Source organism: Deltaproteobacteria bacterium, from assembly GCA_026388545.1.
Lineage (GTDB): Bacteria > Desulfobacterota > Syntrophia > Syntrophales > UBA2185 > JAPLJS01.
On the sequence record JAPLJS010000033.1, the window covers coordinates 1 to 11377 of the forward strand.

At 48.2% G+C, this 11377-nt stretch carries 13 protein-coding genes; 7 read left to right on the forward strand and 6 right to left on the reverse strand.

What is annotated here, in order from left to right:
- From NTW12_03470 to NTW12_03485, 4 genes are all read left to right on the forward strand, one after another.
- Nucleotides 1–1241 (forward strand): 2-isopropylmalate synthase (locus tag NTW12_03470; protein ID MCX5845404.1); only part of this gene is annotated, 1241 nt, incomplete at its 5' end.
- A gap of 54 nt (nucleotides 1242–1295) precedes the next feature.
- Nucleotides 1296–2555, forward strand: a complete 1260-nt coding sequence (gene leuC / locus NTW12_03475) for a 3-isopropylmalate dehydratase large subunit (protein ID MCX5845405.1) — start codon at nucleotides 1296–1298, stop codon at nucleotides 2553–2555.
- A 53-nt stretch (nucleotides 2556–2608) separates the two neighbouring features.
- Nucleotides 2609–3109, forward strand: coding sequence for a 3-isopropylmalate dehydratase small subunit (locus tag NTW12_03480; protein MCX5845406.1), 501 nt, complete (start codon nucleotides 2609–2611; stop codon nucleotides 3107–3109).
- Nucleotides 3106–3723 carry a hypothetical protein gene (locus NTW12_03485; GenBank protein ID MCX5845407.1) on the forward strand — a complete coding sequence of 206 codons (618 nt, stop codon included), beginning with the start codon at nucleotides 3106–3108 and terminating at the stop codon, nucleotides 3721–3723. The genes NTW12_03480 and NTW12_03485 overlap by 4 nt, the downstream gene beginning before the upstream one ends.
- A 165-nt stretch (nucleotides 3724–3888) precedes the next feature.
- On the opposite strand, the gene NTW12_03490 is transcribed toward NTW12_03485, so the two are convergent.
- The 3 genes from NTW12_03490 to NTW12_03500 form a co-directional block, all read right to left on the reverse strand.
- Entirely contained in the window at nucleotides 3889–4281 is a 393-nt protein-coding gene (locus NTW12_03490) for a hypothetical protein (protein ID MCX5845408.1), read from the reverse strand.
- 89 nt (nucleotides 4282–4370) lie between these two features.
- Nucleotides 4371–4865: a PilZ domain-containing protein gene (locus NTW12_03495; protein MCX5845409.1), complete on the reverse strand. Its 495-nt coding sequence runs from the start codon at nucleotides 4863–4865 to the stop codon at nucleotides 4371–4373.
- Nucleotides 4866–5032: 167 nt separating this feature from the next.
- Nucleotides 5033–5929 carry a ThiF family adenylyltransferase gene (locus NTW12_03500; protein ID MCX5845410.1) on the reverse strand — a complete coding sequence of 299 codons (897 nt, stop codon included), beginning with the start codon at nucleotides 5927–5929 and terminating at the stop codon, nucleotides 5033–5035.
- A gap of 836 nt (nucleotides 5930–6765) precedes the next feature.
- On the opposite strand from NTW12_03500, the gene NTW12_03505 reads away from it, so the two are divergent.
- The 3 genes from NTW12_03505 (at nucleotide 6766) to NTW12_03515 (ending at nucleotide 9440) form a co-directional block, all read left to right on the forward strand.
- Nucleotides 6766–7797: a CoA transferase subunit A gene (locus NTW12_03505; GenBank protein MCX5845411.1), complete on the forward strand. Its 1032-nt coding sequence runs from the start codon at nucleotides 6766–6768 to the stop codon at nucleotides 7795–7797.
- 2 nt (nucleotides 7798–7799) lie between these two features.
- A complete protein-coding gene (locus NTW12_03510) occupies nucleotides 7800–8567 on the forward strand; it encodes a glutaconate CoA-transferase (protein ID MCX5845412.1) in 768 nt (255 codons plus the stop codon).
- A gap of 573 nt (nucleotides 8568–9140) precedes the next feature.
- Nucleotides 9141–9440 carry a hypothetical protein gene (locus NTW12_03515; GenBank protein ID MCX5845413.1) on the forward strand — a complete coding sequence of 100 codons (300 nt, stop codon included), beginning with the start codon at nucleotides 9141–9143 and terminating at the stop codon, nucleotides 9438–9440.
- A 120-nt stretch (nucleotides 9441–9560) separates the two neighbouring features.
- Here the strand turns inward: NTW12_03515 and meaB are convergent, their stop codons facing one another.
- The 3 genes from meaB to NTW12_03530 form a co-directional block, all read right to left on the reverse strand.
- Nucleotides 9561–10514 carry a methylmalonyl Co-A mutase-associated GTPase MeaB gene (gene meaB / locus NTW12_03520; GenBank protein ID MCX5845414.1) on the reverse strand — a complete coding sequence of 318 codons (954 nt, stop codon included), beginning with the start codon at nucleotides 10512–10514 and terminating at the stop codon, nucleotides 9561–9563.
- Nucleotides 10515–10677: 163 nt separating this feature from the next.
- Nucleotides 10678–11079 (reverse strand): cobalamin B12-binding domain-containing protein, encoded by a 402-nt coding sequence (locus tag NTW12_03525; protein MCX5845415.1) that lies wholly within the window; start codon nucleotides 11077–11079, stop codon nucleotides 10678–10680.
- A 19-nt stretch (nucleotides 11080–11098) separates the two neighbouring features.
- Nucleotides 11099–11377: methylmalonyl-CoA mutase family protein (locus NTW12_03530; protein MCX5845416.1), on the reverse strand; the 279-nt coding region annotated here is incomplete at its 5' end.

An 11377-nucleotide genomic window follows, 5' to 3' on the forward strand; every position in this document is an offset into this window, starting at 1 on the left:
TTATTTCGACATCCGATATCCATTTGAAGTACCAGCTTAAAAAAACGCGGGCGCAGGTTCTCAAAGAGGCCTGTACCGCTGTGGCTCATTCCTGCGTCTTTACGCCGAATGTCGAATTTTCACCCATGGACGCAACCCGTACGGACTGGGATTACCTTTGCGATATTGTCGAAGCGGTGATCGCAACGGGAGCCACCACCGTTAATATCCCTGACACGGTAGGGTATAGTGTGCCTGATGAATTCGCGAAGCTGATTACGTATTTGTTTAAAAAGGTCAAAAATATAAAAAAGTCCGTCATCTCTGTTCACTGCCATAATGATCTTGGCCTTGCTGTGGCGAATTCGCTGGCGGCCGTTAAACACGGGGCAAGGCAGGTGGAATGCACCATCAACGGGATAGGGGAAAGGGCCGGGAATGCCGCCATAGAAGAAGTGGTGATGGCCCTGGAAACCCGGAAGGACTTTTTTGGATTTCGTACCGGGATTAAAACAGAATATATCTACCAATCATCGAGACTCTTAACCCACATTACGGGTATCCCTGTTCAACCCAATAAAGCAATCGTCGGGGCTAATGCCTTTGCCCACGAATCGGGCATCCATCAGGATGGGCTGATCAAGGAAAAGATCACGTACGAGATTATGACTCCCCAGTCCGTCGGTATTTCCGGAACCCACCTGGTTCTCGGGAAACATTCAGGCCGTCACGCGGTTTCTGAGCATCTCAAGAAAATGGGATATAAAATGACTGCTGAAGAACTGAAGAAGGTTGTTGTGCGATTCAAGGAACTTGCCGATGTCAAAAAAGAGATTTTTGATGAAGATTTAGAGGTTATTGTATATGAAGAAGTGTACAAAATCGCCGAGAGGTACAAACTGGTGTATCTCAATGTAATAAGCGGCAACGTGGCGATACCGACAGCGACCATGCAGATGGAGGTTGACGGAAAGATCATCCAGGACGCCGGTTTCGGTGTCGGGCCTGTGGATGCGACCTTCGCGGCAATCAGGAAAATTACCAATACTAACTATCACTTGCTGAAGTACGTCGTTTCCGCCGTTACCGGCGGGACTGACGCCCTTGGAGAGGTCATGGTTCAACTCAAGTATAACGGGCGCTCCGTGTCGGGACGCGGCGCCGATCCGGATGTGATTGTCGCTTCGGCAAAGGCATACATCAACGCGTTAAACCGTCTTGAATTTCTTAGGAAGGACGTGAAAAAGGTTAAAGTTGTATAAAGAAGGATAATGGTGTAAGGAAATACACACAGCAAAAGGTGGAGAATCGACGACGTGGGAATGACCATCACAGAAAAGATACTGTGTCACCACACAGATCTCAAAGAAGTACATCCCGGGATGCTGATAAACGCAAAAGTGGATATCGCCCTCGGGAACGATATAACGGCTCCTATCGCTATAGCAGAATTCAGAAAGGCAGGCGGTGTCAAAGTATTTGACCGGAACAAGGTGGTGCTTGTCCCTGATCATTTTACACCCAATAAAGACATCGACTCAGCCCAGCAATGTAAATTCGTCAGAGAATTTGCACGGGAGCAGGAAATTACTCATTACTATGAAGTCGGCAAAGCGGGTATAGAACATGCCCTCCTCCCCGAACAGGGTATCGTGCTGCCCGGAGACCTGGTCATCGGCGCCGACAGCCATACCTGTACGTACGGAGCACTTGGAGCATTTGCCACCGGCGTCGGCAGTACGGATCTTGCGGCAGCAATGTTGACCGGCGAGGTCTGGTTCAGGGTTCCTGAGACATTAAAAATCGTCTTTCACGGGCAGATGCAAAAATGGGTTTCCGGAAAAGATTTGATCCTCTCTATTATTGGTTTGATAGGTGTCGACGGGGCACGGTACAAGGCAATGGAGTTCACCGGTGAAACTGTCGGGCAACTCGGCATGGCGGATAGATTGACCATCGCGAACATGGTGATCGAGGCGGGCGCGAAGAACGGTATCTTCATCCCCGATGATATAACAAAGGTTTATGTTCACGAAAGAGCGAAGCGGCCTTACACATTTTATACCTCCGACTCCGATGCCGTGTATGATTCTGTCATCGACATCGATGTCGGTAAAATAGAACTACAGGTGGCATTTCCACATCTGCCTTCGAACGTAAGAGGAATCAGCAAGGCAGGTGATGTTACAATTGATCAGGTTATTATCGGATCATGCACGAACGGCCGGATCGAAGACCTCCGGGTAGCGGCCGGCATTCTCAAAAAGAGAAAGGCAGCGCCCTATATCCGTTTGATTATTGTACCCGCCACACAGGAAATATACAGAATGGCTCTGAAAGAAGGTCTTATGGAGATATTCATCGATGCAAATGCGGTGGTCAGCCCGCCGACCTGCGGCGCCTGTCTGGGCGGTCACATGGGAGTCCTGGCAGATGGCGAGAGGGCTGTTTCCACAACGAACAGGAATTTTGTCGGGCGTATGGGACATACCGGAAGTGAGGTATACATTGCCAGCCCGGCTGTTGCCGCGGCATCGGCGGTATTGGGACGGATTGCCGGTCCGGAGGAATTGTGAGGGAACAGGGGCTAGGGATCAGGGGTCAGGGATATTTTCTCTCAGGAAGGTGAATGGTAATGATATTCAGAGGAAAAGTATGGAAATTTGGAGATAATATCGATACCGATGCAATCATACCGGCCCGCTATTTAACAACATCTGACCCCGAGTCTCTTGCCGCCCACTGTATGGAAGACGCTGACCCTGCATTTGTAAAGAAACTCAGTGTTGGCGATATCATCGTGGCAGGTGAGAATTTCGGCTGCGGCTCATCGAGAGAGCACGCACCGATTGCCATCAAAGCCGCAGGAGTATCCTGTGTCATCGCAAAGAGTTTTGCCCGGATATTTTACCGGAATGCGTTCAATATCGGTCTGCCTATTTTTGAATCAGGAGATTTATGGGATAGGGTTTCAGATGGCCAGAAAATAGAAGTGGACGGTGATAACGGAAGCATCCGGATTTCAGACAGCACTGCAGAGTCACTTCACATTCATCTCATTCCACCGTTTATGCAAGAACTCATCAAAGACGGCGGTTTGATGAAACACCTCGCAAAGAAAAGGGTATGACACCTGTCATTTTTTTCGAATCCATATTAATACCCTTACCCCACAAAGAGATATACAGACGTCTGGGATTCATTAAAGGCGTTACAGAGATATCCTCCTCTCAAAAAGAAGAGATAGAGCGCTTTATTCAGGATGCCTTATCCCTGATTCACTTAAAAGGCGCGGGGTTACGCATGCCTGTTCAGGAAATAAAAGGCGCCAGGATTATCCTTGCCGAGGATGTAACATTTGAAAGTAATCAACTGGCCGCGCTTCTTCGTAATTGCCGTGAAATAGTCCTGATGGGAGCAACCGCCGGCAACGACATCATGAAGGCCATCGAGGAAGATGCTGCCGGCAGGAATGTAACCCGCGGTATTGTGTTTGATGCGACGGCAAGTGAAACGGTTGACGCCTCTCTGGACTGGATTATGGGCTATTTCAACCGAACATTGTTAAGGGAAAACAGGCAATTGCTCAAGAAACGCTATTCCGCAGGCTACGGTGATTTATTACTGGAAACCCAAAATACGATATACCGGCTTCTCCAGCTTGACAGAATTGGTATCCGGATTACAGATAGCTGCATGCTTATCCCGGAAAAATCTGTTACAGCAGTTACCGGCATTCGTTAGCATTGTTTCGGAAATTACTCAAATCGGGCAAAAAACGGTGTCTCCCCTTTTACCCCCCGGAAATTTTTCAAGCGGGACGTATATCCTACGATTTAAACGGTCGGGCATCTTGCCCGAATGAGGTTACGCTTCACCTGCGTTGGCGGGATTTGTTATAGGGTATTTTTACTCTTTTTTACTTCTCTCTTTGTCTGAAAACTGCTTCACAAATTTATCAAAATCAATCCCAAATGATTTTGCCATTGATTCCTTTTGATCCATGGTCATAGGACCGTCTCTGTGTTCTCCGTTTAATATCCTTTCCATATAAAGCACCTGTTTAATAAATTTCAGTTCCTCACTGACGATATTGAGGTGTTCTATCAGTCTTTGAAAAGATTTATCTATTTCTTTGTTATTTTCCCCCATAGCCTCAACTATACTCAAGAGTAATTGGGTAACCGCAGACTTAAATTCGTCATAATCCAGGCTGCAGATATCATTCATTTTTTTCTGATCCATTATTACCTTGAAATCGACGACATTCTCAGTCTCGTTTACTGACTTTTTTCGCTTCATGAAATACGCCCTATAAATGTTAGTTTAAAGACAGGTAAAAAGTACTGTGCTTCAGAAGTTTAAAAGAGATGACTTAAGAGATGAGCATGTCACATCAGGTAGGTCTGGAGTGCTTTATAGCTATGAAAATCTGCATCAACAAAGGATGCTCCAACTTGGATAACTTCTTCGGAATCGATCAATCTGCGAGGCTCACACGTTAAGTGTATCGGCCTGTTCTCATTCGGCAAAGTGAAAATGATCTCAAATGTGGATTTATCCGTATCGACTGATATCTCACAGGGAACATCCCGGGGAATTGAAACGCGGACACCATTAAGGGAAATATCCGTTATTGCTCCCGTATGTAACTTTTTTTCTCCTATACCGTATTGGTTAATAAACGCCGGAACAGAAACAGCTTTTCTGGGGTACTGGCGCTTCTCTTTCTTGATACCTTTCAATACTTTTCTTTCTTTCATGTAATTAGTCAGTATAATTTCAATCGTCGATGATAAAGACCGTCTTTCTTCGTGAGCTACCTTGTCCAGGGATTCTCGTAAATTTTTGCTCAGGCGAAAACAAACAAGGCTATCTTTTCTCATAAATGATCTCCTGATGTTTTGATAATCTCTTGGCTTAATATAACTAAGTCTTTATAGCACAAAAACGTTTAAGTAACAAAATATTTTATAGGAGATTATAAATGATATGATGGGGGATTCATGTTAAACTTTTTATTTTTTAGGAAACAGTTGTCCCCAATTGCGCCCTATCCGAGAGGAATGACATCCATTCGCCCACTCTCTCCATCAAGGTAAAGAAGCTGATCAGTGTATGCGGAATTACGGCCCGAAAGGAGGCGGATTGCTTCAAACGACGCAAGGCTCGCGATAGCGGCAGGAGCCGGGCTGAGCACGCCCGTCATATCCTCTGCTGAATTCCCTTCTTCCCGGGGCCCATAAATGTCGTGCAGATTCAGGAAGGATTCCGGAAGGAATGTGCTGACTTGCCCCCACCATCCTGCCGCGGCGGTATGAATGAAGGGTACCCTCATGTGCTTTGCGGCTTCCGCCAGAAGAAGACTTCCCGGGAGGTTATCCGTTGCATCAATAACCAAACCCATCCCTCCAATCAAAGCTCCGACATTGTCCTCGTCCATGACAGTGGAAAACACCTCAACCTCTGTCAGAGGGTTAATAGCCCGCACGCGCGCTCCGGCCACCTCCGCTTTGGGGCGTGAGAGCTCCTGCGTGTCGCAAAACCAATGGCAATTGAGATTGGAGGGGACAAAAACGGCTCCATCTACCAAACGCAGAGTGCCCACTCCAGCACGAGCCAGGAGGTTGATGATAACCCCGCCAAGTCCTCCGCAGCCGCAGACAAGCACCCGGCTTTCACAGATGTGCCTTTGTTCGGCAAGAGTCAGGGCATTGAAGTTTTTTGCATAGCGCAGGGGAATGATTCTGCGTTGGAGCGCCTCGATCTGAGCATCCCGGGGAGAAATCCGGCTGCTGTGCGCCCACTCAAGAAGAGCGTCATCTTCTATTACAAGTTGCGAGTCCCCCAGGTAGTCACTCAGGTAGGCCAGATCGTCCAAACAGACCCCACCGACGGGTTCTCGTTGACCCGGTTCATTTGCTCGCTTTCCCTGTTCAGTCTCTTCCATATGTTCCTCGAAAAAACGGTCAGCTAACTATGTCAGGCTGGCTTTGTAACCAACGGGATTTCCCATGCTTTTCCTGGCGCACAACGGATTTGCTTTTGTGGGAAAGAAGTATACGAAGGATGGTCTTGTGTGTCAATGAAATTATGATCACAAAATGTGATTTGTGGTGCTGATGATCGTGAAAGGGATTTATCAAGATGTTGACCGACCAAACCGTTCAGGGAATCTATGAGGGAATGACGAAAGAGAAAGCGGGTAGAGAATAAAATATCTTAGAGTATCAGGAGAAACCTCTCTCCTCGACTTAAAAATTATTTTGTCGGGTTCAGAAAAAATAAAAAAATAGTTGACACAATGAATCAATTTTTGGTAGGTATAGCCGCTGCTATATTAAGGATAGAGTGGTCTTTCGAAGACTTGGAAGAACCTGGCACGCGAGAAGTTCTCTTTCTCGACATTAATCTGTTTTTTTTACTAACCGATTGACCTTATTGCAATACCATTGGTTGCTTTAAGAGATAACGAAAAGCTCACCGCGGAATGAGAAGCCATGTCCATCTTTCCCCGTGATTGCGATGAATGTGGCCGACCTGAGGAGAGCTTCAGGTTTTGTGAGAGCAGATGTATGCTGCAAAGTTGTCCTGAATGCACTTTTCTTTTACAGCTCTATGGCACTGGTTGCGGAAATATCCGCGTTTATTATCTATGCCGCCAATGTTATGAGGCACGTATTGTACGGGGGTTTGTTGAACCCTAGGAAGGAGGTGTGAGCTACTTTTCCAGAAAGTGTTGGCATTACTAACTTCATCTTTATTAACAAGAAAAAGGAGGATTACATGGCAGATATCGACAAAAGGATGACGCTCAAGGATGCGGTAGCAAAGTTCATCCATGATGGAGATACGGTTTACTATGGGGGATTCCAGATTCACGTCCCCATGGCCCTGACTCACGAAATCATCAGACAGAAGAAAAGGCACCTCACCACGATCGAATCATCAACGGACGTGGGCGGTCTGGATCTCATGGTGGGAGCCGGCTGTGTGACGGAAATTCACACTGCCTGGATCATGAACTGGTACGTGAAGGCCCCCTATGCCATTCGCCGGGCATTCAACAAAGGTCACCTCAAGAGGTATGACATTTCTAACTTCGGCGCCACCACCGCGATGATGGCAGGTTTCATGGGCATTCCCTTCATGCCCATCCGGGGGAATATCGGCACGGATATGATGAAACACAACTTGACGGACCTCAGAATAATAGAAGATCCTTTCACCGGCAAGAAGACAACGGTTGTGCGCGCGTGGCGGGCCGATGTGGCAATCATCCACGCCCAGAAAGCCGATCGTCTCGGCAATGTGATATCCTATGGAACACGCGGCGTCACCGACGAGTTCGGCGCCAACGGAACAACGCGGGGCGTCATCGTTACTGCCGAGGAGATTGTGGAGCCGGAGGTAACCAGAAGCGATCCGGACCGCACGATTGTTCCCTACTTCAAGACCCTGGCCGTTGTCCACTGCCCGTATGGCGCTCATCCATCGGCCTGCCGCGGCTACTACGGCCTGGATATCCGCTTCAGCCAGTATCAGGGCAAATATGAGCGGCACGAAGAACTCCTGCCTCACTTCCTCGATGAATGGGTCTATGGTTGCAAAGACCAAGAAGCGTACATCGAGAAATATAAATCGAAATTCGGCCAGAAAGGCCTGGACCTGCTGAAACCCGTTCTCGGCTTCAAACCGAAAATAGACGTCGATTACGGTTACCATGATCCGGTATGCTGGAAAGGTGTGCCCATGTACACGGATGACCGGCTGACGGCTTTTGAAGCAGCGCTCGCCGCGAAGAAAGGGGGAAAGTAATTATGGCTAATTATAAACTGACAGAACTTATGACAATCCGCTGTGCCAGAGAAATTGCAGACGGAGAGGTTGTCTTCGTGGGAGTGGGACTGCCAATTATGGTGGCCGCATATGCCTTTGCCACCCACGCCCCAAGCATGATTATGTTAACCGAGGGCGGCGCCATCCGGGCGACAGCTCCTCAGGCCCTTGCGATCACCGTGGATGACCCTGCTGCTTTCCTCGGGGCCGATTCGGCGTTCGGCATGCTGGCCACCATGGCCGCTTTGCAGCGTGGCGAGGTCGACGTTGCCTTCATCGGCGGCGCCCAGATCGACAAGTTCGGCAACATCAACTCGACGGGAGCAGGGGACTGGTCCAAAAAGGAAAGCTTTACCTACTTTGCCGGAAGCGGCGGCGCAAACGACATGGCGACTTCGGGGAAAAGGGTTCTTGCCATTATGCCCCAGGATGCCAAGAAGTTCGTCGAAAAATGTGAATACATTACCACTCCCGGCTTCCTGGGCGGCCCGGGAGAACGCGAGGCACTCGGCATGATCGGTGGGGGACCTGACTGTGTGGTCAGCACCATGGGCGTTTACAGGTTCGATGAAGACACCAAGGAGATGTACCTGACAGAGTTCTTCCCCGGCCAGTCCGTGGAGAAGATCAGGGCCAATTGCGCATGGGATCTCAAGGTGTCGCCCAACGTGGTAGAAACCACTGTGCCGACCGAGGAAGAACTTAAGGTCCTCAGAGCCCTTGACCCGACCGGTTTTTACCTCGGATAGTTTTAGAGTAAACGAAACCATACAATAACGTAAGAGAGCGGTGTTTTTTCATGCACCGCTCTCTTTTGGGGAAATTTATCTGATAAACATCTGATTGAGGTCCTCACAAAGAGGCCGTTTCAGCATCGGCAGAAATTCCCTTATCAAAAAGTTTACAACTAACTATTGTATAGTTGCGCAATATGCCCGCGAAAAGAGCGAGAAGTATATACTGAAAGGCGGCAACTTGTAATTAGCTGAGTTAATTCAGTCTTTTTGTAGCGTGATAAAATACGCGTTAATGTCCAATAGTTTACAGGTGACATCATCGAACCAACACTCGTAGCGGCAGGCTGTGAAAATGGCAGCCGGAATAAACTGCAGGAAAGATACCTGAAATACCGGCATTATTATACAGGCTTTGATATTTCCGGCTTTGGGGGGTATGGGAGAGCGGTATATGCCCCACTTCTGCCGGTGTTAGATCAGTGGTTTGAAAGGAAATCTCTCGACGATATTCCCCCTAATATCAATTTGCTGGAAGATACATTATATCTTCGTGATCATCCGGATTTCAGGGAGGAAAGAGGGGCAGTGATCAATTATCACGTAAAAGTAATGGCCCTCAGCATGAGTGGACTTATTCTGGATCATAACAGGGATGCAGTTTCGAGGCAACTACTGAAGGACATAATCGTTGATGTTTCCCAGCATACCCAATCGTACGATTTTTCCGACCGCTTGTGTTTTTCGATTACGGTCGAAATGTTTATAGATATGGTAAAGGAAAAATTTTCTCATTTCGGCAGCCAGGTGACAGATCTGTCTCTTCATGATTTTGCCAATGAGGATACCCTTAACCCAAAGCCACAGCCGGTTATCAGCATCCTGTGATATTTATCCCCATCCCAAACAATTTTTTGAAAACAGTTGATTGAAGTTCCCCGACCAAGGGGTGGGACTACCCGGCGTGGTAGTATTATTGAAAGTTCCCGGTACAAAAGAAGGAAGAGCCTACTTTGATGAGGAGAGCCACTTATTGACGACCTGTTCAACGACGTTGTACGGGCTTGACTTGTGGTTCATAATTTCTTCTACCATCTTTTCGATCTGGTCATTTTTGGAAAGACGTTCCTTAATAAAACGGAAAAGCTCGTAGTGAATCATCTGAAGTGTTTCCTGGCGAGTGCGGTCTCGACGTTTTTCGATTAATTCACCGGATTCTTCCAGATATTTCCGGTGCAACATAATGGCATCCAGGAGCTCATCTTCGCCTTTTCCCTCCACGGCTATTGTTTTAATTATCGGCGGCACCCACTTCCGGCCCTTCATATGCACGTCCTGGTCAACCCGGTACATAACCTCGGAATAGAGCTGGTCGGCTCCCGGCCGGTCAGATTTATTAACGACATAAATGTCCGCTATTTCCATAATACCGGCTTTCATACTTTGAATGACATCCCCCATGCCCGGCACCAGCACGACACATGTGGTATCGGCAACGCGCATGACGTCTACTTCGTCCTGCCCCACGCCGACGGTCTCAATGATGACAAAATCCTTCCCAGAAGCATCCAATACCTTTGTCGCTCCCTGTGTAAATTGAGCCAAACCGCCGAGAGCGCCTCGGGTAGCCATGCTGCGTATGAAAACACCCTTATCCTCGCTATGACGGGCCATGCGGATACGGTCCCCAAGCAAAGCTCCTCCCGTGAAAGGGCTTGATGGGTCGACGGCGACAATGCCCACAGTAAGATCCCTTTGGCGAAGCTGCCAGGTCACTCCGTCCGTGAGGGTGCTTTTCCCGGTACCGGGAGATCCTGTAAGACCCAAAATATAGGCGTTTCCGGTGTGGGGGTAAATCTCTTCCATAATGGGACGGGCCCGGACATCCTCGTTTTCGAGCCAGGTAATTAAACGGGAAATCGCCAGCGGCGTTCCCTGGAGGATTTCTGCTACATAATCCATAATCATGGCTTTTCGCTCAGTTTTTCAGATGATCAAGTAATCAGATTGATAAAAAGCAACCAAACGGATGCCCGGTTATCAGTTTGAAGAGCAGGGAAGGTAATCAGCAACCTCCCCTGCTCTTTTCAACAACTAATCCGCCACAATAAAACTGGGTATCTTATTACTTGGCCTTTACGTTTGATTTAATAAAATCAACAATAACTTCCGTCGATGTTCCCGGTCCGAAGATTTCGGCAATTCCCGCCTTCTTCAATTCGGGGATGTCTTCCAAGGGAATGATCCCACCGCCTACTACCAGGACATTGCCAAGCTTCTTTGCCTTCAGCAGATCGACCACCTTGGGAAAGAAGTAGTTATGGACTCCCGAAAGACTGCTCAAACCAACGACATCAGCATCCTCCTGAAGCGCCGCTTCGACAATCATTTCCGGTGTCTGCCGTAATCCGGTGTAGACGACTTCCATACCGGCCTCAGCAAAGATACGGGACAGGAGCTTGGCCCCACGATCATGGCCATCCAACCCGGGTTTTGCAACGATAATTTTTATCTTCTTTTCTGCCATTGTAAGTCACCTCCACACATCATGAAATAAATTCCTTGGGTCGATACTGCCCGAATACATCGCGCCACACGTCACACACTTCGCCGACGGTAGCCCCGGCCTTCACCACCTCAATAACAGTCGGCATTACGTTCGTATCTGTCTTTGATACTTCACGCAGTTTATCCAGGGCTTTCTTCCAGACGGCATTATCACGCTTGGCTCGCCATTCCTTCAGTTCCACGGCTTTTTCTTCGCCAACCTTCATGTCCACTCTGAGGAGGTCAGTTACAGGGGGTTCCTCCATGGTATACTTGTT

Bases quoted from the DNA above. Each gene is read 5' to 3' on its own strand.
- NTW12_03505 (MCX5845411.1), top strand. From the start codon at position 6,766: ATGGCAGATATCGACAAAAGGATGACGCTCAAGGATGCGGTAGCAAAG.
- NTW12_03490 (MCX5845408.1), bottom strand. From the start codon at position 4,281: ATGAAGCGAAAAAAGTCAGTAAACGAGACTGAGAATGTCGTCGATTTC.
- NTW12_03485 (MCX5845407.1), top strand. From the start codon at position 3,106: ATGACACCTGTCATTTTTTTCGAATCCATATTAATACCCTTACCCCAC.
- NTW12_03525 (MCX5845415.1), bottom strand. From the start codon at position 11,079: ATGGCAGAAAAGAAGATAAAAATTATCGTTGCAAAACCCGGGTTGGAT.
- NTW12_03510 (MCX5845412.1), top strand. From the start codon at position 7,800: ATGGCTAATTATAAACTGACAGAACTTATGACAATCCGCTGTGCCAGA.
- meaB (MCX5845414.1), bottom strand. From the start codon at position 10,514: ATGGATTATGTAGCAGAAATCCTCCAGGGAACGCCGCTGGCGATTTCC.
- NTW12_03495 (MCX5845409.1), bottom strand. From the start codon at position 4,865: ATGAGAAAAGATAGCCTTGTTTGTTTTCGCCTGAGCAAAAATTTACGA.
- NTW12_03500 (MCX5845410.1), bottom strand. From the start codon at position 5,929: ATGGAAGAGACTGAACAGGGAAAGCGAGCAAATGAACCGGGTCAACGA.
- NTW12_03480 (MCX5845406.1), top strand. From the start codon at position 2,609: ATGGTAATGATATTCAGAGGAAAAGTATGGAAATTTGGAGATAATATC.